The organism is Martelella radicis (assembly GCF_014196625.1).
In the GTDB taxonomy this organism is placed as follows: Bacteria; Pseudomonadota; Alphaproteobacteria; order Rhizobiales; family Rhizobiaceae; genus Martelella; species Martelella radicis.
On sequence record NZ_JACIDZ010000005.1, the window covers coordinates 96278 to 120513 of the forward strand.

General features: G+C 61.5%; 19 protein-coding genes and 2 pseudogenes. 9 read left to right on the forward strand and 12 right to left on the reverse strand.

Features of this window, described 5'->3' with window-relative positions:
• Window positions 1-104 precede the first annotated feature (104 nt).
• The 4 genes from GGR30_RS09225 to GGR30_RS09240 all read left to right on the forward strand — a co-directional run bounded on the left by GGR30_RS09225 (window position 105) and on the right by GGR30_RS09240 (window position 4488).
• Entirely contained in the window at window positions 105-1226 is a 1122-nt protein-coding gene (locus GGR30_RS09225; RefSeq protein ID WP_183485280.1) for an ABC transporter ATP-binding protein, read from the forward strand.
• Window positions 1219-2157, forward strand: coding sequence for a carbohydrate ABC transporter permease (locus GGR30_RS09230; protein ID WP_183485283.1), 939 nt, complete (start codon window positions 1219-1221; stop codon window positions 2155-2157). The genes GGR30_RS09225 and GGR30_RS09230 overlap by 8 nt, the downstream gene beginning before the upstream one ends.
• Window positions 2157-3002, forward strand: coding sequence for a carbohydrate ABC transporter permease (locus tag GGR30_RS09235; protein ID WP_183485286.1), 846 nt, complete (start codon window positions 2157-2159; stop codon window positions 3000-3002). The genes GGR30_RS09230 and GGR30_RS09235 overlap by 1 nt, the downstream gene beginning before the upstream one ends.
• Before the next feature lie 160 nt (window positions 3003-3162).
• A complete protein-coding gene (locus GGR30_RS09240) occupies window positions 3163-4488 on the forward strand; it encodes an ABC transporter substrate-binding protein (protein WP_183485291.1) in 1326 nt (441 codons plus the stop codon).
• 66 nt (window positions 4489-4554) lie between these two features.
• Here GGR30_RS09240 and GGR30_RS09245 read toward each other — a convergent pair whose 3' ends face one another.
• The 6 genes and pseudogenes from GGR30_RS09245 to GGR30_RS09270 form a co-directional block, all read right to left on the reverse strand.
• On the reverse strand, window positions 4555-5259 hold the full coding sequence (locus GGR30_RS09245) for a tellurite resistance TerB family protein (RefSeq protein WP_183485294.1): 705 nt from the start codon (window positions 5257-5259) through the stop codon (window positions 4555-4557).
• Between the two features lie 160 nt (window positions 5260-5419).
• A complete protein-coding gene (locus GGR30_RS09250) occupies window positions 5420-6409 on the reverse strand; it encodes an ABC transporter ATP-binding protein (protein ID WP_183485297.1) in 990 nt (329 codons plus the stop codon).
• Between the two features lie 3 nt (window positions 6410-6412).
• Window positions 6413-7252, reverse strand: coding sequence for a carbohydrate ABC transporter permease (locus GGR30_RS09255; protein ID WP_343066483.1), 840 nt, complete (start codon window positions 7250-7252; stop codon window positions 6413-6415).
• Entirely contained in the window at window positions 7249-8109 is an 861-nt protein-coding gene (locus GGR30_RS09260; RefSeq protein WP_183485300.1) for a carbohydrate ABC transporter permease, read from the reverse strand. Before GGR30_RS09260 ends, GGR30_RS09255 begins: the two co-directional genes overlap by 4 nt.
• Before the next feature lie 110 nt (window positions 8110-8219).
• Window positions 8220-9499: pseudogene (locus GGR30_RS09265) on the reverse strand (ABC transporter substrate-binding protein).
• Between the two features lie 27 nt (window positions 9500-9526).
• Window positions 9527-11859 (reverse strand): annotated as a pseudogene (locus GGR30_RS09270) (family 78 glycoside hydrolase catalytic domain).
• Window positions 11860-11980: 121 nt separating this feature from the next.
• Between GGR30_RS09270 and GGR30_RS09275 the strand changes: the two are divergent.
• The 4 genes from GGR30_RS09275 (at window position 11981) to GGR30_RS09290 (ending at window position 14589) form a co-directional block, all read left to right on the forward strand.
• Window positions 11981-13000 (forward strand): LacI family DNA-binding transcriptional regulator, encoded by a 1020-nt coding sequence (locus GGR30_RS09275; RefSeq protein ID WP_183485303.1) that lies wholly within the window; start codon window positions 11981-11983, stop codon window positions 12998-13000.
• Window positions 13001-13161: 161 nt separating this feature from the next.
• Window positions 13162-13422: a PepSY domain-containing protein gene (locus GGR30_RS09280; protein ID WP_138748838.1), complete on the forward strand. Its 261-nt coding sequence runs from the start codon at window positions 13162-13164 to the stop codon at window positions 13420-13422.
• 1 nt (window position 13423) lies between these two features.
• Window positions 13424-14068 carry a cytochrome b/b6 domain-containing protein gene (locus GGR30_RS09285; protein WP_183485306.1) on the forward strand — a complete coding sequence of 215 codons (645 nt, stop codon included), beginning with the start codon at window positions 13424-13426 and terminating at the stop codon, window positions 14066-14068.
• Window positions 14065-14589, forward strand: coding sequence for a helix-turn-helix transcriptional regulator (locus GGR30_RS09290; RefSeq protein WP_183485309.1), 525 nt, complete (start codon window positions 14065-14067; stop codon window positions 14587-14589). Before GGR30_RS09285 ends, GGR30_RS09290 begins: the two co-directional genes overlap by 4 nt.
• A 6-nt stretch (window positions 14590-14595) precedes the next feature.
• On the opposite strand, the gene GGR30_RS09295 is transcribed toward GGR30_RS09290, so the two are convergent.
• The 6 genes from GGR30_RS09295 to GGR30_RS09320 form a co-directional block, all read right to left on the reverse strand.
• On the reverse strand, window positions 14596-15975 hold the full coding sequence (locus GGR30_RS09295; RefSeq protein WP_183485312.1) for an FGGY-family carbohydrate kinase: 1380 nt from the start codon (window positions 15973-15975) through the stop codon (window positions 14596-14598).
• Window positions 15972-16982: an ABC transporter permease gene (locus tag GGR30_RS09300; RefSeq protein WP_183485315.1), complete on the reverse strand. Its 1011-nt coding sequence runs from the start codon at window positions 16980-16982 to the stop codon at window positions 15972-15974. Before GGR30_RS09300 ends, GGR30_RS09295 begins: the two co-directional genes overlap by 4 nt.
• A complete protein-coding gene (locus GGR30_RS09305; protein ID WP_183485318.1) occupies window positions 16979-17962 on the reverse strand; it encodes an ABC transporter permease in 984 nt (327 codons plus the stop codon). Before GGR30_RS09305 ends, GGR30_RS09300 begins: the two co-directional genes overlap by 4 nt.
• Entirely contained in the window at window positions 17959-19470 is a 1512-nt protein-coding gene (locus tag GGR30_RS09310) for a sugar ABC transporter ATP-binding protein (protein ID WP_183485321.1), read from the reverse strand. The genes GGR30_RS09305 and GGR30_RS09310 overlap by 4 nt, the downstream gene beginning before the upstream one ends.
• 394 nt (window positions 19471-19864) lie before the next feature.
• Window positions 19865-20854 (reverse strand): rhamnose ABC transporter substrate-binding protein, encoded by a 990-nt coding sequence (gene rhaS / locus GGR30_RS09315; RefSeq protein ID WP_183485324.1) that lies wholly within the window; start codon window positions 20852-20854, stop codon window positions 19865-19867.
• A 53-nt stretch (window positions 20855-20907) separates the two neighbouring features.
• Window positions 20908-21708 carry a DeoR/GlpR family DNA-binding transcription regulator gene (locus tag GGR30_RS09320; RefSeq protein WP_183485327.1) on the reverse strand — a complete coding sequence of 267 codons (801 nt, stop codon included), beginning with the start codon at window positions 21706-21708 and terminating at the stop codon, window positions 20908-20910.
• 178 nt (window positions 21709-21886) lie between these two features.
• Between GGR30_RS09320 and GGR30_RS09325 the strand changes: the two genes are divergently transcribed.
• Window positions 21887-23986, forward strand: coding sequence for a bifunctional rhamnulose-1-phosphate aldolase/short-chain dehydrogenase (locus GGR30_RS09325; RefSeq protein WP_183485330.1), 2100 nt, complete (start codon window positions 21887-21889; stop codon window positions 23984-23986).
• Window positions 23987-24236: the final 250 nt, after the last annotated feature.

The following is a 24236-nucleotide window of genomic DNA, read 5'->3' on the forward strand; positions in this document are numbered from 1 at the left end:
CACAGCGGCGCGTTTGGCAGCGAACCGAAAGCTTAGCCGCCGAATGCAGGAGCCTTGGAAAAGTCGTCGGAAGGGCCGGATCTCCGGCCGGGGAGCACGGCAGAATGACTGCTCAGATTGAAATCAAGAATGTCACCAAACGCTATGGCAGCCTGACCGTCCTCGACAATATCTCGCTGTCGATCGCGGCGAACGAGTTCATGGTGTTTCTCGGCCCCTCGGGCTGCGGCAAGTCCACGCTTTTGCGCATGATCGCCGGCCTGGAGGCGGTCGACGAAGGCGAAATTTCGATCAACGGCAAGCGGATCGACAACCTGCCGCCCGGCAAGCGCGGCCTTGCCATGGTGTTCCAGAACTACGCCATCTACCCGCATATGAGCGTCGCCGAAAACATGGCTTTCGGGCTCAGAAACATCTCGGTGGAACAGTCGGTCATCGACGCGCGGATCAAGGAAGCCGCGCGCATGCTGGAAATCAGCCACCTGCTTGAGCGCAAGCCCAACCAGCTTTCAGGCGGCCAGCGCCAGCGCGTCGCGATCGGCCGGGCCATCGTCAAGGAACCGGAAGCCTTCCTCTTCGACGAACCGCTGTCAAACCTTGATGCCGCACTCAGGGTCAGAACCCGTGTCGAACTGGCGCAACTGCGCAACCGCGTCGCCTCCACCATGATCTTCGTCACCCATGACCAGATCGAGGCGATGACGCTTGCCGACCGGATCGTGGTGCTCAACAACCGAAAGATCGAGCAGATCGGCGAACCGATGGAGATCTACAGCCGTCCCGTCAGCGAATTCGTCGCCCGTTTCGTCGGCTCGCCGACGATGAACTTCCTCGATGTCGCGATCGCCGACGCAGGTGGTTTCGCGCTCGCGACTTTTCCGGATGGGGCTAGGCTGCAGACCGACATCGCGACAGCGGGCCTGCCGGAAAGGACCATGAAGCTCGGCATTCGCGCCGAAGCCGTCAAATGCGTGTCCGATCCGGCCGAGGCCACCACGCAAGGCAAGGTCGATGTGCTGGAACGGCTCGGCGACCGCACGCTGCTCTATACGCGGCTCTCCGATGACAGCATCATCGTCGCCGAGGACATCGGCCTCAGCCGGGCACGGATCGGCGACACCGTGCACCTCGCCTTCGACGGTTCGGCCTGCCATCTCTTCGACGCCGGCGGCAAGGCCTATCACCCGGCGGAAGAGGCCGCCGGGCGGGAGGCCGATCATGTCTGACGCCCAGTCCACCCGCGCGGCCCTGGCCCGTCAGGACAGGAAAGGGCTGAAGACGGCAACCGCCAATATCAATGCGTCAAGCTGGGCCAATGCGCTGTTCATCGCGCCCTATATGGTGTTCTTCGTCGCCTTGCTCGTCTTTCCCATGGTCTGGAACATCTGGCTCAGCCTGCACCGAGCCGATGCTTTCTCCATGGGCCGTTTCATCGGCATCGGCAATTACGTCAGGCTCATGCACGACGGCGTTTTCCTCAAGGCCGTCTGGAACACCTTCTATTTCGTCTTCCTCACCGTCCCGCCGCTGGCGCTGGTCGGCCTGTTTCTGGCGCTGGCGCTGAACCGGCAGACAAAGACGGCCGCAGCGCTCAGAACGCTCTATTTCTCCTCATCGGTGCTCTCCGTCACCATCGTCACGCTGATCTGGCGCATCGTCTTCATCGGCCAATTCGGCCTGCTCGCCACCGTCTACGGCTGGTTCGACGCGACGCCGCCGGCCTTTCTCTCCGACCCGGACCTGGTGATGATCGGCATCGCGATCGCAACTGTCTGGTGGTGCATCGGCCTGCCGATGATGCTTTATCTCTCGGCCCTCCAGCAGATCCCGAAAGAGATCTACGAGGCCGCCGCGTTGGATAATGCCGGACGCTGGCGAACATTGCGCTACATCACCCTGCCCTCGATCAAGCGCACCATCATTCTGGTCGTGATCATCCAGATCGTGATGCAATTCCAACTCTTCGGCCAGGCACGGCTGATGACCAATGGCGGGCCTAACAACGAGTCCCTGCCCATGGTGCTCTACATCTACCAGATGGCCTTCAACCGCTGGGATATCGGGCTCGGCGCCGCAGCTTCCGAAGTCCTGTTCGTGATGATCCTGATCGCCGCCATGGCCCAGTTCCTGGTCTCGCGCAAGAAGGGAGACGCCTGATGAGCTCCTTCGGCCTTTCCAAGAAGAACACGCTCGGCGACCGGCTGATCCTCGGCGCTGTCATCGTGCTGGCGCTGATCATGGTCGCGCCCGTTGCCTGGGTGATCGGTCTGTCGCTGAAGGACAATGGCGAGCTCATGGCCAACATGAACTCCGTCTTCCATGCGCCCTATACGCTTGCCAACTACCTCAACATCTTCGGCAATTCGTCGGTATTCCGCTGGGTGCTGAACTCGATCATCGTCTCCGGTTCGATCACGATCGGCATTCTGGTGCTGACCTCGCTTGCGGGCTACGGTTTCGCACGGCTTAATTTCCCTTTCCGCAACACGATCTTCATCATCGTGCTTCTGGGTCTTGCCATACCCGAACAGGCGGTGCTGATCGCCCGCCATCAGATCTTCGCCAAGATCGGTCTGCACAACACCTATTACGCGCTGATCCTTCCGGGCCTGTCCGCCCCCTTCGGCGTATTCCTGATGACGCAGTTCTTCCGCGCCATCCCGAAGGAATATGACGAGGCGGCGCTTCTCGACAATGCCAGCCGCTTCAAGATCTTCTGGAAGGTTCTGCTGCCCTTGACGCTACCCGCGCAGGCAACGCTCGGCATCTTCACATTTCTCATCGCCTGGAACGACTATTTCTGGCCGCTGATCACCGCGACCCGAAAGGAAATGTACACGCTCACGGTCGGGATCGCCTCGTCGCAGATGAATTTCGCCCAGACGGAAGGCCTCGGCTTCCTGATGGCACAGGCGGTCTTCGCCAGTTTGCCGATCCTGATCGTCTACCTGTTTTTCCAGAAATACATCGTCACCGCCGTTTCCGGCTCGGCGGAGAAGTGATGTTGCGCGGGCGGAGGCCAGGCGCTCGCCCGCGCGCTTGTTGAAAACCGGAGGAGAAACACCCCGCGCGCCAACCACAATGTGCGGGAACCGAATTTGGGATCGCCCTTCAGGGTGGACACAAAGGGCCGATCATGGCCCGCTTCGTGGAGGAGTAGACATGAAATACCGTATGAAAACAGCACTGCTCGGCGCGCTTTCCGTCGTGGCACTTACGGCGGCAAGCCCGGCGCTTGCCGAAACCACCATCGACTTCCAGCGCTTCTTCGGCGCCTGCGATGCCGAATGGGGCGACAACACCGATGTTTCCGCCGCCGTCGGCGAATGCGGCATCATCACCTCGCTGGTCAACAAGTTCGAGGCCGAAAATCCGGATATTACCGTCAATGTCACGACCGTCGAATGGCCCGGCTACGACCAGTTGACCGCCCAGTTCGCCGCCGGCGATCCGCCGGATGTGGTGACGATCCACCAGTCGGTGCTCGGCGACTATGCCTCGAAGAACCTGCTCCAGCCGCTGAACGACCTGCTTGCCGAAGAAGGCATTTCTCCCGACAGCTTCACCAAGGCGAGCCTGACCGGCGTGACCCGCGACGGCGAAATCTACGGCCTGCCGATCGACAACTGGAGCCAGCTCTGGCACATCAACCTCGCGCTGTTCGACGAGGCAGGTCTCGCCAATGACGACGGCACGCCGATCCTGCCGACCTCGGTCGACGAGCTTCTGGCCCAGGCCAAGCAGTTCAAGGAGGCAACCGGCAAACCCTATTTCACCATGCCGCTCGCCAACGAGACCGCGCTTTACACGCGTGATTTCTACACCTATCTGCAGCAGCAGGATTCCGATTTCTTCGCCGATCCGATGGAGATCTCGGTCGAGACCCCGGAAGCCAAGGCCGTTCTGGAAATGTACAAGACGCTCTATGATGAGGGCTATGTCACCAAGGACCTCGACTATGGCGCGTCGCTGAACGCATTTCTCGCAGGCGATGCCGGCGTGCACGAAGGCGGCACCTGGGTGATCGGCGACTACAACGCCGAGTCCGAAAAGGACGGCACGGCGCTCAATGCCGGCGGCTACACGGTCGTTCCCTATCCGCAGATCTTCTCCGGCACCCGCAGCCAGTATGCCGACGGCCACAGCCTCGCCGTCTCGCGCATGGACCGTTCGGATGAGCAGGAAGCCGCGATCGGCAAGTTCCTGAAGTTCATCTATGACAATGACTATGACTGGGCCCGCACCGGTCACCTGCCGTCTGTCCAGGCAGTTCTGGATTCATCAGAATTCCAGGCGCTGCCCCATCGCGAAACCGTGCTTGAAGTGGCCGAGATCGGCACGCCGGTGCCCGGCGAAGTCCAGCGCCAGTTCGCCATCCAGGACATTATCGGCCAGGAAATGAACGCGGCGATGACCGGCCAGAAGAGCATCGATGATGCGCTTTCCGCCATGCAGGATCGCGTCAACGACCTCCTGAAATATCTCTGAGATCAGCGCTTGAGATCGCAAACGGCGCGGCCCGCAGGAGCCGCGCCGTTTTGCTGTCAGGAAAACTCAGTTCTCGACCTGACGACGGGCTGCCTCTGCCTCGAGATCGAGATGTCCACGAAGGCCGTCCGGCATCTCCAGATGACCGGACAATTTATCGAGATAGGCCTTTTCCTCCGGCGTGTCCGGATCGATCGCCAAAGCGGAGGCCAGATAGAGCTCGGCGCCCTGCTCACGCGAACGGGCAAGCTTCGCCACCGCTGCCGAATCTGAGGGCTGGGAGAAATAGTCAAACAGAGCGGCCTTTTCTTCCGCACCGAAGCCCATTTTCTCGATCTGCTCGCGGATACGGCCATGCTCGGCCTTGTCGATATGATCGTCGGAATTGGCCGCGGCAATCATTGCCCGCATCAGCGCCAGGCGAAAATCCTCGCCTCCGGCATCCCGATCATGTTCGACATCGAAGCCGCTTTCGGCTGGCGGTTTGGGCAGGTTGAGCGGCTTTTCCTCCTGACCGGAGGGTTTGTTCTGTTGCCAATCCCGATAGGCCTTGTAGGCAAGGCCGCCGACGGCAGCCATCCCGCCATATTTCAGCGCCTTGCCACCAAGCTTGCGTCCGGTCTTGGTGCCGAGCAGCAGGGCAATCGCACCGCCCGCGGCAGCGCCGCCTGCAAGGCCGCCGGGTAGCCCGGTTCCACCCGTTGACTGCGCTTTGTCGTCGGCCCCTGAACCGGACCCCAGAAAGCCTTCCAGCAGCTTGTTGATATCCATCCGTCTCCACCCTGTTGAACATATTGAAGAAATCCAACTGGTGCGGGGACGAAGCGTTTTCAAGAGACCTGAAACCTCCAGGCCCCTTTCCTCGAAACCGAAACGGCCGCGCGCTTTCACATTCGCGCGAGCGATGCCATCCGTCCGGCAGGGGCAGCGTCTATGCCTTTTCGCTGTAGCAGAAGGCCTTGCCATCCATCGGGCTTGCGAACACGTCCTGTCCGTTTCTGAAGCTGCGTTCGCCGGATGTGCGGGCGACGAGGGGGCCGAGCTCGGGCACCTCGATATGCACGATCGTGTCGGCGCCGAGCCGCTCCACGTGGCGCACCGTGCCTTTCCACTCCCCTTCCGCATCATCGACCAGCACATGTTCGGGCCGGATGCCATAAGTGGCGCACCCCATCTTCTCCGCGATCTCGCCCTCATAGAGGTTCATCTTCGGCGAACCGATGAAACCTGCGACAAACGGCGTGGCCGGGTGATCGTAAAGATCCATCGGGGTCCCGACCTGTTCGATGCGTCCGCCGTTCAGCACCACGATGCGATCGGCCATGGTCATGGCTTCCACCTGGTCATGGGTCACATAGATCATCGTATTGCCGAGCTTCTCATGGAGGTCCGTCAGCTCGATGCGCATCTGCGCTCTCAGCGCCGCATCGAGGTTGGAGAGCGGCTCGTCGAACAGAAACACATGCGGATCGCGGATGATGGCGCGGCCGATGGCAACGCGCTGGCGCTGACCGCCGGAAAGCGCCTTCGGCTTGCGCTCCAGCAGCGCCTCGAGCTGCAGCACCTTCGCCACCTCCTCGACCCGCGCCTTGATCTCCGCCTTGGGCGTGCGCGCCAGCGACAGGCCGAAGCCGATATTCTCGCCGACCGTCAGATGCGGATAGAGCGCATAGGACTGGAACACCATGGCGATGCCGCGCTTTGACGGCTCTTCATAGGTGACGTCCTTGCCGGCGATTTCGATCTTGCCGGAGGAGACCTCTTCCAGTCCGGCGATCATCCGGAGCAAGGTCGACTTGCCGCAGCCGGACGGCCCGACGAAGACACAGAACTCGCCGGCCTCGATTTCCAGGTTGATCCCCTGGATGACCTCGAGCGAGCCGAATGATTTGCGAACCTCTTTCAAGAGAACATCGGCCATGATCTATCCTTTCACAGCGCCCGACGTCATGCCGGCAACGATCTGTCGGTTGAAGAAGATGAAGACGATGAGCGGCGGGATCGTCACCAGAAGGATGTTCATGAACAACAGGTTCATCTGGCTGACGAACTGGCTCTGGAAATTGTAGAGCGTGATCTGCACCGTCACATTCTCGCTGCCCGGCAGGTAATAGAGCGGGTGGGTAAAGTCGTTGAAGATGGTGATCGACTGGACGACGATGATCGTCACCGTCACCGGTTTCAGGAGCGGCAGCACCACCCGGAAGAAGATCTGCCACGGTTTTGCCCCGTCGATCAGCGCCGCCTCGTCGAGATCGCGCGGAATGGTAGCGATGAAGGCGCGGTAGAGCAGCACGGTAAATGACAGGCCGTAGGAAAACTGGATCAGGATCATGCCGTGCAGCGTCTTGAACAGGCCCAGCCCCTGCAGCACCCAGATGGTCGGCACCACGGCGGGCGGGATCATCAGACCGGCCAGCACGAAACCATAGATCACACGGTTGAATTTCGAGGGCCGGCGCTGCAGCACATAGCCGACCATGGCGCCAAAGACGACCAGTAGCGCGATGGCGCCGACGGTGATGACCGTCGAATTGAAATAGGCAAGCAGCAGCATATAGTCGCGCGCCTCGACCACGGCGACGAGGTTTTGCCAGAGATGCCATTCGGTGGGCAGGGTAAAGCTCGGGCTTGCCGATTCTCCCGGTGTCTTGGCCGCATTGATCAGCACGAAGATGAAAGGGATGACGAAAAGGACAAAGGCGGCCGCCAGCGCAATGACGCCGTGGATGAACGCGCGTTGTCGTCTTGTTTTGAGGCTCACAGGTCCAGCTCCCTTCGGTTGAACCACCAGGCAAGCGGGGCAATGATGCAGGCAATCAGCAGGAACAGGATGACATTGCCCGCCGTGGAAAGGCCGTAGAACCCGGCCTGATACTGCTTGTAGACGACCGAGGCGAGCACGTCGGAGGAAAAGCCCGGACCGCCGCGCGTCATCGCCCAGATCAGGTCGAACAGGCGAAGGCCGCCGATCAGCGACAGGATGATCACCGTCGTCGTTGCCGGGCGCACCAGCGGCACGGTCACGCGCCAGAAGAGCTGGAAGCGCGTGGCGCCATCAATGCGGGCGGCTTCGTAATATTCCTGGCCGATGGCGGCAAGCCCCGCGATATAGATCAGCGTCGCCAGCCCCACGCCGCGCCAGATATCAACGAGCGCCACGGAGTAAAGCGCAAGCTTCGGATTGGTGAGCCAGCCCGGCCCGTCGATACCGAAGAAGGCGAGCGCAACATTGATGGCGCCATCGGTCGGATGCATCATCTCGGTAAAGAGGATGCCGACGCCGATCGTGGAAACCAGAACCGGGAAAAACACGATCGAGCGCAACAGGCCCTGCCCGAACAGGCCCGACGTCAGCAACACGGCGAGCAGCAATCCCAGCACCGTCTTGGCCGCAGACGTCAGGACGGCGAAAATGATCGTGTTCGTCGTGCCCTTGATCAGGAAGGGTTCGCGAAAGAAGTCGACGAAATTTTCAAAGCCGATGAACTGGAAGCCGAACAGGTCCCAATTGGTCAGGCTGAACCAGAACGAGGCGGCCGTCGGCACCAGAAACAGCGCCGTGAAGACGACGGCTGCCGGTGCTATGAACCAGTAGGGATAGGGTGATTTCATCTGCATTTTGACGGGCTCCGATGCAGGAAAACGATGTCGGCGGACCGGATCGCCCGCAAGCGATCCGGTCTCGACCATCATGCTTCAGAGAAAACCGGATGTCTCCGGTCGCCTTCTTACCAGTTCGGCAGACGAAGCTGCTTGGCCTGCTTTTCGACGTCGCGATCGTAAAGCTCGGCGCCGCTCTGCGCATCGCGGATGCCGGAGCCGACCTCGACCGTGATCTGCTCAAGACCGGGCCCCTTGACCGGGGACAGGAATTCGAGCGCCGGCGCGGTCCTGCCGTCCTCTTCAAAATAGGGTAGCATTTCAGCAACGCCAGGCATCACGTCATCTGGCAGTTCGCAGCCCTTGACGACGAAGGGACCATTGGCGCCGACCGTGTTGACGATCACGTCGCAGGCTTCCGGCGAGGCGACGAAGTTGAGGAACTCCTTGGCAAGCTCCTGCTTGTCGCTGCTTTGCGGGATGTAATAGGAATCCGGGATCCAGACGGTCAGGCCGTTCTTGTCCGGGTCATCGCCGGTTGCGCGAAAATGCCGATGTCATCGAGCAATTCGGGATGGTTCTGCTTGATCGCGCCATAGCCGACCGTCAGCATCGGGTAGTGCACGCCCTCGCCGGTTGCCAGCATCTCCAGCCCGTCATTATAGCTCGCCGCGCCGAAATCCTCGTTGTAATAGCCGGATTCATAGCCCTGCTGCAGACGCAGGAAGCTCTTGGTCGCGGCTTCCGTGGTCGCGAATTTCGCTTCGTTGTTGGTGAACTTCTCGGCAAAGTCCGGATTTTCCGCCTGGACATTGTAATAGTCCGCCAGAACCGGGATCTGCGACGTCCAGGTATCACGGTAGGTCTGGATGATCGGCGTCTTGTCCGTCTCCTCGGCAATGCGCGCATTGTTGGCCATATACTCGTCCCAGGTCTTGGGGATTTCGAGGCCAAGCGTTTCATAGGTCGGGCGGTGGTAGAGAATGCCGCCGCCGACCGCCATGTTCCACGGCACGCCGTAGATATTGCCTTCGCTGTCGCTGACGGTTGCCGTATAGCTTTCGAGCAGGTTTTCCATATTCGGCAGGTCATTGAGCGGCACCATGGTGCGGCTCGGCCGCAGCGCCTGCATCAAAGAGCCGGAATTGTGCTCGAAAATGTCGGCCATCTCGCCGGTGGCAAGCCGGGTCTTGACGATGTTGTCGCCTTCGCTGCCGCCCGGACGCGTTTCGATTTCGAAGGTCACGTCGGGGTTCTTTTCCGTATAGGCAGCGGTCAACGCCTCGGCGATCGCCACCGTATCCGGATTGCTGCCGACCAGAACGGAAAGTTCCTCGGCCGACACCTGACCCGCTGCTGCCGTTGCAAGAGCAGCAAGCGCGGTTGTTCTGAGCATGTGAAGTTTCATTCTCTCCTCCCTGGAATGAATTTCCGTTTACCCGAGGTCGAACTCGAGCTCATGCGTGCCGGAGCCGAGCATGAGCCCGTCCTCCGCCATTTCGGCAGGCTTTCCGTCCACCTTGAGCGAAGCGTAAAGCCCTGCCGGAATTAGTCCCTCGCAGCCTTCCGGCAATGTTACCCGGTAGGACACGCGGTCATTGTTGATCTGCCAGCCGGCCTCGATCCTGCCATGGCGGCAGTCATGCCACATTTCGGCATGACCGAGCGCCGGCAGCACTTTCGGCGCGACCTCGACCAGATCGAAGCCCGGTTTTTCCGCCGTCGGCGAAATGCCGCCGACCGCCTCGAAAAGCCATTGGCAGACGGCGCCATAGGCATAGTGGTTGTAGCTGTTCATCGACGGCTCGTAGATGACGCCATCCTCGCCGATCGCATCCCAGCGCTCCCAGATCGTGGTCGCGCCGCGTTCCACCTGGTAGAGCCAGCCCGGCACCTTGCGGTTGAGAAACATCTTCTCGGCAAGATCACTCATGCCGATCTTGGAGAGCGCCGGCAGCAGCGCCGGCGTGCCGATAAAACCGGTTCCGATCAGATAGTTGTCGCTCTCGATCACCCGGCGGAAATAGGTCTTCGCCGCCTCAAAATGTTCCTCGGGCACGAGGTCATAGAGGAAGGCGAGCGCGTAGGAGGTCTGGTCATTGTGCGCCAGACGTCCGGAAGCGCTGAAATATTCACGCACAAATGCCTCGCGGATTTCCTCCGCCCGCGCCGCAAGACGCTTCTGCTCCGCCTCCTCGCCGATGAGGCCGGCAATGCGCGCGGTCAGTTCGGTGGAGATGAAATGATAGATCGTCGCAGCGCAATCCTCGCCGATCGTCGGCCGCGGCTTGCGGTTGTCGCCGACGGGCTGCAGCCAGTCGCCAAAGGTGAAGCCGTTTTCCGGCCAGACCGGATTGGGATGGACGATCGGGCCGTTGGAAATGCCCCAGAGATAATCCACCCATCTGACCATGGCCGGGAAGCTCTCGGTCAAGACATCCCGGTCACCATAATGGAGATAGAGGCACCAGGGGATGATGACGACGACATCGCCCCAGCCGGTGGAGCCGGCCCATTCACCATCGCCCGGCTGCGCCGTCAGCCGCGTCGGATCAGGCGAGAAATGCGAGACCGCGCCATCCTCGCGCTGATCATGGATGACATCGCGCAGATATTTGCGCAGGAACAGATCGACATCGCCCATCCAGCAGGCTGTGCCGGCAAAAACCTGGGCGTCACCGGTCCAGCCCATGCGCTCGTCGCGCTGCGGGCAGTCGGTCGGCACCTCGATGAAATTGGCGCGCAGCGACCAGAGCGTATTTTGAACCAGCCGGTCGACCGCCGGAACGCCCGAGGTGAAGCCGCCGGCAACCTCGGTGATCGAGGAGATCGGTACGGCCTCGACCGAAACAAGCTCGGCATCGCCGGAAATCGTCAACCGTGCATAACGGAAACCCATGAAGGTGAAGAGCGGCGCATAGATTTCCTCGCCATCCCCCTTGAGGGTGTAGCTGAGTGCGCCGCGGGCGCTGCGATAATTGCGGTTGTCGAATTCGCGGTCGGGGCCAAGCACCTCCGAATTTTCGACCAGCACGGAGGCACCAGCCGCGCCGCGCACCGTCAGGCGAACGAAACCACCGATATTCTGGCCGAAGTCACAGACGGCGCGACCCTCTTCATCCTGCCAGGTTTCGACCGGCTTGATATGCTCGAATTCTCTGACAGGCTCGGCCTCATGTGCCACCAGCTTGCCGGTGTCGAAATCGAGCGCCTCGACGCCACCGGTTTCCTCGAGTGCCTCGAGCCGGGCGTCATAGTCCTCGCCATAATAGATGCCGGAGCGAGTCACAGCCGAAAGGCCGCTCTTCCAGGACCTGTCCGTCGCCGCGATCACCTTGTCGCCATCAACGATCTCCGCGATCGCCGCGATGCGGGTACCCCAGATATTCGGGGTCGACTTGTCGCGCGACATCATCGGCGAACGGTACCAGCCATCCCCAGCCAGATCTCGATCCGGTTCTCGCCCTCATGGACGAGATCGGAGAGGTCGTAGCACTGATAGGCAACACGGTCGTCGTAGCAGGTCCAGCCGGGCGTCAGGAGATCATCTCCCACACGCTGCCCGTTGACGAAGGCGCGGTAGAGACCAAGCGCAGAGATGAAGAGTTTCGGCCCGGCTCCGGCTTCGACAGCAAAGGAAGACGCCACGAAGCTGGCGCGCTTGCCTTCGCCCTCATCCACGCTCGGGGCAATCATCTCAGCCTGCCAGGAGCGGTGCGTGAGCCCTCTTCTGCTCTCGGCCTTGGGGGACCGGGATGCGATATTCATAGTACTCCTCCCTCAAAACGGATTTTGTGTACCGTTCTACGTATACTGTTCTACAAAATTTTCTGCTATGCAAGACCCAAGGAATCATTTTTCGGTTATCCTTGCTTCCGGAAGGGCATTCATGGACAAGCCAGTGCGTACAAATCGCGTGACAATTCGAACTGTGGCGGCCGATGCAGGCGTATCGGTAGCCGCCGTCTCGAAGGTGTTGCGCAATGCCTATGGCGTCAGCGATGCCCTGCGCGAAAACGTGATGGCCTCGATAGAGCGCCTCGGCTACCGCCCGAGCACGGCCGCGCGCGGCATGCGGGGACGAACCTTCACCATCGGCGTTCTGCTGATCAACATGGAGAACCCTTTCCTGCCCTCGCTGGTCGCCGGCTTCAAGCGGGTCATGGGCAAGGCCGGATACAACACGCTGGTCGGCGTCGGTGAGGCGCGCACCCATGTCGAAACCTCGCTGATCGAATCAATGATCGACATGCGTATCGACGGTCTGCTGATGATCGCGCCCAGAATCAGCCAGGATGTGCTCGACACCGTTGCGCGCCAGGTGCCGGTGACGGTGATCGGCCATCATGAAAGCGCCGAGACGGCCTTCGATACCGTCAACTCCGATGATTTCGCCGGCGGCCGGAAGGCCACGGAAGCAATGCTTGCCAGGGGCTACCGCGACATCGCCATGCTCTGTCTTTCCGCGCGGATCGAAAAGGAAGGCCAGGTCTGGTACGAGCGCGAAAAGGGCTATCGCAGCGCAATGGCGGATGCCGGCCTCTCCGACAGAGCGCGGGTCGTTCGCGTCTCCGAACAGCCGGACAATATCTATCCGGACCTGAGGGCAATGCTCGAACGGAGGGAAGAGATGCCGGAAGCCTTCTTCTGCTGGAGCGACATTCACGGCGTGCCGCTGATCAACCTCGCCCGCAAGAGCGGGCTCAAGGTTCCCGGCGACCTCGGTCTTGTCAGCTACGATAACACGGCCTCATCGGCCCTGCCGCTTGTCGAGCTTTCGAGCATGGACCAGAAACCACAGGAACTCGGCAGGATCGCCGCCGACCAGCTTCTCACCCGCATCAAGGGACGCACCGGCACGCGGCACGATCTGGTTACGCCGGAACTCATTATCCGGTCGAGTTTCTAGCGCACCGTGCTTTGTGCGGCCGAATGGACGCAGGACGCTCCAGGCCATAAGCAGCCGCTTATGCGCCCGCTCTTCAGCACTTGCGCCATGGACGATGATCCGTGCGATGCATCAGATCGCTCCTGCCGCCATCGAAGCGGTCCAACCGAACAGGAGAAGACATGAAACGCATCGCAATCCTCACCGCCATCGCCCTCGCCGCTCCGCTTTCCGCCTTCGCCATGCCCGCCGTCGGCGACGTCGTCGGCACCAACCCGAAGGATGCCACCGCTGCTCTGGAAAAGGCCGGCTGTTCCGTCAGGGCATTCGAGGCCGAAGGCGGCATGATCGAAGCCAAGTGCACCGATCAGTCCAACAAGATGTGGGAAATCTATATCGATCCGGCCTCCGGCGCGGTGAAGAAGATTTCCGGAAAGGACTGACATGTCCAGACGCTCGACAGCAGAGCGAGGGGCGGATATCGCCCCTCCCGATCCCTGGGACCCGCTGGTCAGGATCAGCCACTGGACGATTGCGGCGGCCGTGATCATCAACGGGCTTTTGTCCGCGCCGGGAAGCACGGTCCATGTCTGGGTCGGCTGGATCGCCATGTCGGTCCTGGCGATCCGGCTCGGATGGGGGCTGCTCGGTCCCCGCGAGGCGCGGTTCTCTGCCTTTCCGCCGGATCCGAAGGCCGCCGTCTCGCATCTCTTCTCGGTCATCCGGGGCAAGCCGCGCGAGTATCCGTCGCACAATCCCGCAGGGGCCATGATGGTCTACGCGCTGTGGGCGATGCTTGCGATCGTGATTGCCACCGGACTGATCATGACCGACGCCAAGAGCCCGATCACGATCGCGGAGGAACGGGCGGCCGTGGAACAGGGCGACTGGTCGGCCCTTGTGATCTCCGGCTCCGAGAGCGATAGTGGCGGCAGTCTTGCCCAGAGCGACATCGTCAAGGGGGTCCATGAAACCGCCGCAAACCTGATGCTCATTCTGGCGCTCATTCATGTCGCGGGCGTCGCGGTCGAAAGCCACGCGCTTCGCCGAAACCTTGTCCGCCCGATGATCAAGGGTCCGCCGAAATGACGAACAGGCCGGAAACACGAAAGCAAGGGCGATCACAGACGATCGCCCTTGCGGCGTTCATGCTGATGCAGGCCGTCGCCGCCGTGTTTTTCGTCGCCGATGCGACCCGTGACCTGTTTGAAAAGCCGCCCGGCGCCCATTCGATCATCGAGGCGCTGATCGCCGTCACGCTGGTCGCCGGCATTTTCCTTGCCGGCTGGCAGCTCCGGCTCACACTGGAACGCATGTATGCTCAGGAGCGCGCGCTCGATACCGCGCGCGGCGATTTCATCCGCATCATCGACGCGCAGTTCGACGACTGGGGTCTGACGCCCGCCGAACGCGAAGTCGGGCTTCTGGCGCTGAAGGGACTTGATATCTCGGAGATCGCCCGCCTGCGCGGCGCAGCCCAGGGCACTGTCCGCGCCCAGTTGACGCGGATCTACGCCAAGGCCGGCGTCTCCGGCCGCGCCCAGTTCGCCGCATGGTTCGTAGAGGATCTCCTGGGTGATGGCATCAGCAGGCCCGATGACGCGGCCTGAAAGGCCTCATTCCACCTCCGGCAGTCTTTCCCGCCAGATTTCCGCGTAAGCGTTGAGTTCCACCAGGCCGGACATAGGTTCGGGATGGGGCTTGAAGGCGGAGAGCTTGACGCCGCCGACGGCAAGGCCGGCTGCCCCCGTACTGGTGCCGCTGCCGGGGCTTTTCTCCACCGGCCTGCCCGTGGCGGCAGACAACATGGAGAGATAGTCGTGGTTTTCGGCAAAGGGCCCCTCCACGATCACCGGTCCCGAAGCGCCGGTCAGGTCAAGGCAGATCGCCGTCATCAGCGCCAGATACCAGGAAACGCCGACAAGTCGCATGCCGGGGGTGAGATGATGCTCGTCCACCGTCCAGCCGCCGATAATGCCCTGAAACGGCCCGGTATCCCCCAGCACCGACGGCATCATCATGATCCGGTTCTTCAACAGGGCCTTGCGATCATCTGCCGTCACGGCGACATCGCCGGCAGGCGCTGCGACCTCGAAAACCCGCCCGCCCATGAACCGGGCAGAGGGCACCGGATCGCCATAGGCATTGACATTGATCAGCGTGTCGCGGTCTTCATCAAGCGCCGGCGGATGGCCGCCGACGGCCATGGCAATCACCCAGGTGCCGGTCGAGACCACGGAGAAAGGCTGCGCCCGCGACCAGAGATGCGGCAGAAGCGAGGCGTTGGAATCGTGGATGCCGGCAAAGACCGGGCAATTGGGGGCAAGGCCGGTTTTCTTCGCGATTTCCGGCAGAACTTCGCCGAGCTTGTCATCGGCTTTGACAAGCTCTCCCATCTTGCCGAAAAGACCGAGTTCGCCCACCAGCGAGGAGAACGTCCTGGAGCGCGGCGACCAGAGATCGGTGTGGCAGCCCCAGCTCGTCGCCTCGCCGGCGCGCCGCCCGGTTAGACGAAAGCCCCAATATTGCGGATAGGGCAACACGCAGTCGATTTCGGCGAACTGGTCGGGAAATTTTGTCTTCTGCCAGAAGAGTTGCGCGCCGATATTCAGCCCCATGGCAAGGCGCGGCGAACCCGTCTCGGCAAAGGGCGGACGGATTTCCTCATAGTCCGCGCGCGTTTCCTCCGGCCCGGTATGCTCGTAGTCGAGCACCGGGAGCGCCAGCGTTCCGTCGCGCTTCAGCAGGGCCGCCGTCGCGCCATGCGTGGTCACGGAAATCGCATCGACGCCATGTTCCTTCTGAAACGCGGCAAGCGCTTCCAGAATGAAGTCGAACAGATCATCCACCTCGAAATGCGGATAGGGCGAGTGACCGGTGACCTCGTTGCGTTTCGACCGTGTGTCGATTTCGCTCGCCGCTTCGAGGTCATAGAGGATGACCTTGGCATTGGTCTTGCCGATGTCGATGACCGCGACCTTGCGGATGTCCCTCATTGCACCTCACCCCGTCTGAACCGCCTAGCGATTCTCGTATAGAGCACAGGCAGGGCGATGACGCCAATCAAGAGCAGACCGATGAAGATCGACATGACGATACCCGGCACATTCATCAGCCCGAAACCGAAGGTGACGAGACCCATGATGAAGGCCGCCAGCACGACGCCGATGATGGTCCCAGCGCCGCCGAGGATGTTGATGCCGCCCAGCACCACCATGGTGACAATCTCAAGCTCCCAACCAAAGGCGATCGACGGCCGCGTCGAGCCGAGGCGCGAGGTCAGGCAGATCGCCGCCATGCCCGACATGACCCCGGTCATCAGGAACAGCAGAAATTTCACCCGCCCGACCCGGATGCCGGAGAAGCGCGCGGCGGTGGCGTTGTTGCCGATCGCATAGACCATGCGACCAAAGCTCGTCAGATGCAGCAGGATGCCGAACAGCACCGCCATGACGGCGAACAGCACGAATTCGAAGGAGATGACCCAGAACACATAGCCCTGGCCGAAATAGGCGAAATCCGACGGGTAACCGGTAAAGGCCTTGTCCCCGAGCACTACATAGGAGAGCCCGCGGAAGAGGCTCATCGTACCGATGGTGACGACGATCGACGGCAGGCCGAGACCGGTGATCAGGAAGCCGTTGAAGGCGCCGCACAACAGGCCGACGCCAAGGCCGATGGCCACCAGTTCCGGCGTTCCCATGCCAAGTTGCGCGGCATAGCCCATGGCCGTTGACGCCAGCGCGATGATGGCGGCAACCGACAGGTCGATCTCGCCCGATATGATCACCAGCGCCATGGCAAAGGCGATCAGCGCCTTTTCGGTGAAGTTGAAGGTCGCGTCCGACAGGTTCCACGCATCGAGGAAGTAGGGCGAGGCGAAGCTGTTGATGATGAAGATCGCGATCACAACGACGATCAGCAGGCTCTCCCAGCTTCTCGCCATCCGGTAACCACGCCCGTGCAGGCGATCGGGCACAAAGCGCGTTTCGCTGACACTCATAGCGCATGCTCCGCTTTTTTCAGGATGACGCGGCCCTTGACGCGCGAGGAGCGCGCATTGACGGCAACCGCGATGATGATGACCGTGCCCGAAATCGCCATCTGCCAGAAGGGTGAGACATCGATGACCGGCAGCGCATTCTTGATGATGCCGAGGAAGAGCGCGCCAAGCACCGCGCCGATGGCCGTGCCCGCACCGCCGGCAATCGAGATGCCGCCGATGACGCAGGCCGCGACCACGTCGAGTTCGAAGCCGTTGGCGATATCGACATAGGCAACGGCATAGCGCGCGGTCCAGAGATAACCGGCAAGACCGGCCAGCGCGCCGGCAATCAGATAGGCGAAGAAATGGGTGCGACCGACCGAGATGCCGGTATAGACGGCAGCATGCGGATTGCCGCCAACGGCATAAAAGGCGCGTCCCAGCCGGGTCATGATCAGCACCGCCATCATCACCACGATGACGGCGAGCGAGAACCAGGCGAGCACCGGAATGCCGAGAAACACGGCGCGCGGCACCGCCTTGAAGGCATCGGTCATCTCATGGGCATTGACCCAGGCACCGCCGGTCAGAAGAAAGATCGTGCCGCGATAGATGGTCATCGTGCCGAGCGTCACCACGATGGGCGGGATCGACAGGCGCCAGACCAGAAGTCCGTTGATCGCGCCCAGCACCGAGCCGCTGATGACGGCGGCGACCAGCAGAAAGATCACCGGCAAATCCGGGAAAGCGACGTTCAGGAGCGCTGCGATGGTACCGGACAGCGCCAGATTGGCGGCGATCGAAAGGTCGATGCCGCGCGAGAGAATAACGGCGGCTTGTCCCAACGCCAGAATGATCAGGATTGCCGTGTCATTATAGATCGAAACGAGATTGCGCGGCGCGACGAAGCCCGGAAAACGCAACTCGATCGCGCCAACGAGCATCAGTATGGCGACGAAGAGCAGCGCCTCGCGATGTTTGAAGATGCGCGCCATCATGCCGCCACCCCGATGCCGGCGGCCGCGCGCACCAGTTTTTCCGCCGACATTTCATCGCGGGCAAGCTCGGCGGCGATCCGCCCCTCGCGCATGACGATGACCCGGTCGGACATGCCGAGGATTTCCGGAATTTCAGACGAGACCATGATGATGGAAAGCCCCCTGCCCGCAAGCTCGCTCATGAAGGCATGAACGGCGGATTTAGACCCGATATCGATGCCCTTGGTGGGCTCATCGAGAATAATCACCTTCGGCTCGGTCGCGAGCCACTTGGCGACCACCACCTTCTGCTGGTTGCCGCCGGACAGATTGCCGACCGGCTGGTCGAGCGATGCGGCCCTGAGATCCAGCCGCTCTGTATATTCCCGCGCCAGCGCAAATTCCTCGGCCATGCGGACAAAGCCCTTGTGCGAGACCTTGGCGAGCGAGGGCAGCGTGACGTTTTCGAAGATCGGCATGGCGGTGATCGTGCCCTGCGTGCCGCGCTCTTCCGGCACATAGACGATGCCCTGCTTCACCGCTTCCGAGGGCGAACGGATGACGGCAATCTCGCCATCGATCCGCACGGCGCCCGCTGACGGTTTGGTGATGCCGAAGAGCGCCTGCATGAATTCCGAACGGCCTGCGCCGACAAGACCGTAAAAGCCGAGGATCTCGCCGCGCCGGAGCGAAAACCCGATATCCTCGAACTCGGTCGGATGGCGATAGCCGGACACCGTGAGGACCGGCTCGCCGATGGCGACCTCCTGCTTGGGAAAGACCTGGTCGACCGGCCGACCAACCATCAGCTCCACCAGCGCATTCTCATCCGTATCCGCAATCACCCCCTCACCCACCATCTCGCCGTCGCGAAAGACGGTGTAGCGGTCGGCAATGCGGAAGATCTCGTCGAATTTGTGGGAGATGAACAGGATCGCCTTGCCGTCGGCCTTCAGCTTTTCGACAAGCTCGTAAAGCTCCTCGATCTCCTTTTGCGACAAGGCTGCGGTCGGCTCATCCATGATCACGACGCGGGCATCGACGGAAAGCGCACGGGCAACGGCCACCATATGCCGGTTGGCAATGCCAAGCTCGGAGAGGCGATGGCGCGGATCGATGCGCGCGCCGATACTGTCGAGAATATCGCGGGCGCGATCGTGGATCTGCTTCCAGTCGATCAGGCCGAAGCGATTGGTGGGCGCATGGCCGATGAAGATGTTTTCGGCAACCGTCAGCGCGTCGAACAGGACCGTTTCCTGATGGATCGCCGTGACGCCGTGCTCGCTGGCCGCTTCCGCCGTCGGGAAGGTGACCGCTTTACCGTCCATGGTGATCGCGCCGCCGTCAGGCTGATAGATGCCCGTCAGGATTTTCACGAGCGTCGACTTTCCAGCGCCGTTCTCGCCGACAAGCGCCGTCACCTCGCCCGGATAAAGGGCAAGCGACACCTCGGAAAGGGCGCGCACGCCGGGAAATGTCTTGGTGATGCCGTCAAGCGCGATGGCGGCGTTCTGCTGTGCGTCTGGCATCTTTGGTCTGCCGTGTTGTTGGTTCGTCGTCCCGCCTGAAGGCGAGGCGGGGCTTTTTGTGGCAAGCGCGGCTGCCGCGCGCGTTGAGGAAGATGTTCTCGTAAGCGCTGCAGCCACCAATCTCCCCCCTTGAGGGGGAGATGTCGCGAAAGCGACAGAGAGGGGTAGAGGGCGCAAGCCCTAAAAGCCGCAATCTCCGTGCTACCGGATAGGGTTCCCCCCCTCTGCCCCTGTCGGGGCATCTCCCCCTCAAGGGGGGAGATCGATTTAGGTCTAAGCCCGACGGCGCCGAGGAAGCCGCCCGCTGCGGCGGGCTGCCGCATGGCTCCCGCCTGCCCCTGTTTCATGTGAACTCAAGGCAAGGTGACCAAGCGACAGCCCCGTCCCGGGAGGCTCAGAAGATGTCCTTGAACTTGTCGATGTTCGACTTGTCGTAGACGAAGGGATCGGCCATGGCGCCGGCATTGTCATCATCCAGCGTCAATTCGCCAAGGCGGCCCATGGAAAGCTGGGCGCCCGGCTCTGCCTTCGCGCCATCGATCAGGTCGTTCGACAGCATGACGGCTGCATAGCCGAGATCGATCGGGTTCCAGATGGCGAAGGATTTCGATGCGCCATTGTCGACATAAGCCGCCATTTCCGACGGAAGGCCGAGGCCGGTCACATTGATCTCGCCGATCTTGCCTTCATCCGTCACAGCCTGGGCCGCGGCGACGATGCCAACGGAGGTCGGCGCGATGATCGCCTTCAGATCCGGATAGGACTGGATGAGGCCCTGGGTCTCGCGATAGGACTTGTCGAACAGGTCATCGCCGTAAACCGTGGTGACGACGTCGATCCCCGGATAATCGCCCTTCACCTTGTTCATTTCCTCGATCCAGGTGTTCTGGTTCGTGGCCGTCGCCGAAGCGGAAAGAACGGCGACCTCGCCGCCATCCGGCAGATTATCGGCGGCGAGCTTGATGATCATGTTGCCGATCAGCGGGTTGGACGACGGGTTCAGGTGCACCATGCGGCCATCGGGCGCGACGCCGGAATCCCAGGAGACGACCTTGATGCCGCGCTGCATGGCGCGCTTCAGCGCCGGCACCACCGCATCCGGGTCATTGGCCGAAATCGCGATGGCGTCAACCTTCTGGGCGATCAGCGAATTGATCACGTCGATCTGGCCTTCGGCGGTGGTATCGGTCGGGCCCGTGTAAATCAGCTCGACATCGCCGATTTCCTTGGCGGCCTCTTCCGCGCCTTCGGCGGCGGCCTCGAAAAAGCCGATGCCCAGCGCCTTCACCACCAGCGCGATCTTCTTGTCGGCGGCGTGCGCGCCTTGCGCAACGAGCGCGGTTGAGAGCAGTGCTCCCACGAGAACTTTCTTCAAAATGCTCATCTTTCTCCTCCAGTTGATGAACAGGGTGCAGGCTGACTCTTCTCCTCCAAGGCTCAGCCCGAACCGGTTTCCTCCATTGCCTGCGCGTCGGCGATGATCACCGAAACGCCGGCCTCCTCCAGCATGCGGGCGTCTGACGCCTGCAGCCCGGAATCGGTAATCACGGTCGAAATCCGCTTGAGCCCGCAAAGGATCAGGCTCGACCGCTGCTTGAATTTTGACGAGTCGACCAGAACCACGAGCTCTTCAGCCTGGTCGATCAGCTTCTGCTCCGCCTGGATCAGCAGCGGATCGGCCTCCATCAGGCCGAGCGGACCGATGCCTTGCGCGCCCATGAACATGCGCTTTGCCCAGAAATTGCGGGTTACATCATTTTCGAAGGGGCTCAGAATGACGTTCTGCTCGCGGTAGATCACGCCACCCGACAGCATCACCGTGTTCTTCGAATGCTTCAGCAGATGCTCCGCGATCGGGAAGGAATTGGTGAAGACCTGCAGCCGGCGATTGGCGAGGTGATGGACCATCTGAAACGTGGTCGTGCCGCCGTTGATGATGACGGAATCGCCGTCATCGCAAAGTGCAACTGCGGCCTTGGCGATTGCCTGCTTCTGCCGCGCATTCATCGTCTGGTTGACGCTGAAGGGCCGTCCGGCAAGGCCGACGAATTGCGGCGGGCTGAGCGCCTCCGCCCCGCCGCGCACCCGGCGCAGACGCTTTGCCACATGCAGAGCCGCGATATCGCGCCTGATCGTCGCCTCGGAGCTTTCCGTCAGATCGACGAGCTCCGCCACGGTGACAACCGGCTTTTCCTGTACCGCTGACAGGATGATGCGATGACGCTCTTTCTCGTGCATGGGGCCTCCCTTTTTGACAGAGTTCAGCGAATTTCTATCAGTGTCAATCAAAAATAGTCATGTTGCACTGCGAAAAGGCCATTTTTGATCGAACTTGAGCGTTTATGATTGACAAACCTGACTTTCGGATGAATTTTGCCGGGGAAGAACCAGGCCGAGAGGCCCGAAGGAGGAAACGATGGCGAATGAAACCCGGGCCGCCCGGCTTGAGAACCTGTGGGACGACGGCAAGGCCGCCGGCATGAGTGAATCCGAGCTTCTGCTCTATCGCTCCAATCTTCTGGGCTCCGACAAACGCATCACCAATTACGGCGGCGGCAACACCTCGGCCAAGGTGATGGAAAAGGACCCGCTGACCGCCGGAGAGGTCGAGGTGCTGTGGGTCAAGGGCTCGGGCGGCGATGTCGGCACAATCAAGATGGACGGTTTCGCCACCCTCTACATGGAAAAGCTCAATGCGCTGAAGGGGCTTTATCGCGGCATCGAGCATGAGGACGAGATGGTGGGCTACCTCCCCCACTGCACCTTTAACCTGAACGCACGCGCGGCCTCCATCGATACGCCGCTCCATGCCTATGTGCCGAAAAAGCATGTCGACCACATGCACCCCGACGCGATCATCGCCATTGCGGCTTCCGCCGATTCCAAGGCGCTGACTGAGGAGATTTTCGGCGGCGAGATCGGCTGGCTACCGTGGAAGCGCCCCGGTTACGAACTGGGTCTCTGGCTCGGCAAGTTCTGTGAGGAAAATCCGAATGCGCGCGGCGTGATCCTGGAAAGTCATGGGCTTTTCACCTGGGGCGATACGGCCAAGGAAAGCTACGAGACCACGCTGGAGATCATCAACAAGGCCATGGCCTGGCTCGACGCCAAGATCGAAGGCCCGGTTTTCGGCGGCCCGAAGGTGAAGACCCTGCCGGCAGAAGAACGCCGCGCCATTGCCGAGAAGCTGATGCCGAAGATCCGCGGCATGATTTCCGAAACCGAGGGCAAGCTCGGCCATTTCGACGATCAGCCCGCCGTACTGGAATTTGTCGCCTCCAACCGGCTTGAGGAACTGGCAGCCCTTGGCACCTCCTGCCCCGACCATTTTCTCCGCACCAAGATCCGCCCGCTGGTCGTCGATTTCGATCCGGAAAATCCGGACATCGACAAGACGGTCGAGGGCCTGCCGGACGCGATTGCCGCCTACCGCGAGGACTACGCCGCCTATTACGAGCGCTGCAAGCACGACAATTCGCCGGGCATGCGCGACCCGAACGCGGTGATCTATCTGGTGCCGGGCGTCGGCATGATCTCCTTTGCCAAGGACAAGGCAACGGCGCGCATTTCCGCCGAGTTCTACGTCAACGCCATCAATGTCATGCGCGGCGCGTCCTCTGTCTCCACCTATCAGGGCCTTTCCGAACAGGAAGCCTTCGATATCGAATACTGGCTCCTGGAAGAGGCCAAGCTGCAGCGCATGCCGAAGCCGAAGCCGCTTGCCGGCAAGATTGCGCTGGTGACCGGCGGCGCGGGCGGCATCGGCAAGGCCACCGCCTTCCGCCTTGCCGGCGAAGGCGCCTGCGTGGTGCTGGCCGATATCGATGATGCTGCGCTTGAAACGGCAAAGGCCGAGCTTTCCTCGGTATTCAGCAAGGACATCGTGCGCGGCGTGCACCTGAACGTCACCGACGAGGCCGAAGTCGCCAGGGGCTTCTCCGATGCTGTGGTGGAATTCGGCGGGCTTGATATCCTGGTCTCCAATGCCGGCCTCGCCTCATCCGCGCCGATCGAAGAGACGACGCTCGATCTCTGGGACAAGAACATCGCCATTCTGGCAACCGGCTATTTCCTGGTGTCGCGCGAGGCCTTCCGCCTGTTCCGCTACCAGAATGCCGGCGGCAATGTCGTCTTCGTCTCGTCGAAGAACGGTCTGGCCGCTTCGCCGGGCGCATCCGCCTATTGCACGGCCAAGGCCGCCGAAATTCATCTGGCCCGCTGCCTCGCGCTCGAAGGCGCATCCGCCCAGATCCGCGTCAACACCGTCAACCCGGATGCCGTGCTGCGCGGTTCGAAGATCTGGACCGGCGAGTGGAAGGAACAGCGCGCCGCCGCCTACAAGATGTCGACGGACGAGCTGGAGGCGCACTATCGCGACCGGTCCATGCTGAAGCGCTCGGTGTTCCCGGAGGATATCGCGGAAGCGATCTACTTCCTCGCCTCCGACATGTCGGCCAAATCGACGGGGAATATCATCAACGTGGACGCGGGCAACGCGCAGTCGTTCACGCGGTAGGATGGGAAGAGGCGGGCTCGGGCAGATTGCGGAGGTGCGGCACTGGCTCGTCAGGTGTTGTAAACCTCTCCCCACCCTTGGCGTCATCCTCGGGCTTGACCCGAGGATCCATGCACCTTTCACTGCGACGGGCGTGGGGGAAAATCCGGCTCAAGCCCCGCCGGCTCCGCTCGCGACAGGCGGGATTGGATGCTCGGGTCAAGCCCGAGCATGACGCAGGAGAGAGAGGCGACCGCTCGTCGGATTTGAG

Coding starts and splice junctions, on each gene's coding strand:
- GGR30_RS09235 (WP_183485286.1), top strand. CDS start 2,157: ATGAGCTCCTTCGGCCTTTCCAAGAAGAACACGCTCGGCGACCGGCTG.
- GGR30_RS09320 (WP_183485327.1), bottom strand. CDS start 21,708: ATGCACGAGAAAGAGCGTCATCGCATCATCCTGTCAGCGGTACAGGAA.
- GGR30_RS09275 (WP_183485303.1), top strand. CDS start 11,981: ATGGACAAGCCAGTGCGTACAAATCGCGTGACAATTCGAACTGTGGCG.
- GGR30_RS09300 (WP_183485315.1), bottom strand. CDS start 16,982: ATGAGTGTCAGCGAAACGCGCTTTGTGCCCGATCGCCTGCACGGGCGT.
- GGR30_RS09310 (WP_183485321.1), bottom strand. CDS start 19,470: ATGCCAGACGCACAGCAGAACGCCGCCATCGCGCTTGACGGCATCACC.
- GGR30_RS09230 (WP_183485283.1), top strand. CDS start 1,219: ATGTCTGACGCCCAGTCCACCCGCGCGGCCCTGGCCCGTCAGGACAGG.
- GGR30_RS09325 (WP_183485330.1), top strand. CDS start 21,887: ATGGCGAATGAAACCCGGGCCGCCCGGCTTGAGAACCTGTGGGACGAC.
- GGR30_RS09245 (WP_183485294.1), bottom strand. CDS start 5,259: ATGGATATCAACAAGCTGCTGGAAGGCTTTCTGGGGTCCGGTTCAGGG.
- GGR30_RS09295 (WP_183485312.1), bottom strand. CDS start 15,975: ATGAGGGACATCCGCAAGGTCGCGGTCATCGACATCGGCAAGACCAAT.
- GGR30_RS09280 (WP_138748838.1), top strand. CDS start 13,162: ATGAAACGCATCGCAATCCTCACCGCCATCGCCCTCGCCGCTCCGCTT.
- GGR30_RS09305 (WP_183485318.1), bottom strand. CDS start 17,962: ATGATGGCGCGCATCTTCAAACATCGCGAGGCGCTGCTCTTCGTCGCC.
- GGR30_RS09285 (WP_183485306.1), top strand. CDS start 13,424: ATGTCCAGACGCTCGACAGCAGAGCGAGGGGCGGATATCGCCCCTCCC.
- GGR30_RS09225 (WP_183485280.1), top strand. CDS start 105: ATGACTGCTCAGATTGAAATCAAGAATGTCACCAAACGCTATGGCAGC.
- GGR30_RS09260 (WP_183485300.1), bottom strand. CDS start 8,109: ATGCAGATGAAATCACCCTATCCCTACTGGTTCATAGCACCGGCAGCC.
- rhaS (WP_183485324.1), bottom strand. CDS start 20,854: ATGAGCATTTTGAAGAAAGTTCTCGTGGGAGCACTGCTCTCAACCGCG.
- GGR30_RS09240 (WP_183485291.1), top strand. CDS start 3,163: ATGAAATACCGTATGAAAACAGCACTGCTCGGCGCGCTTTCCGTCGTG.
- GGR30_RS09250 (WP_183485297.1), bottom strand. CDS start 6,409: ATGGCCGATGTTCTCTTGAAAGAGGTTCGCAAATCATTCGGCTCGCTC.
- GGR30_RS09290 (WP_183485309.1), top strand. CDS start 14,065: ATGACGAACAGGCCGGAAACACGAAAGCAAGGGCGATCACAGACGATC.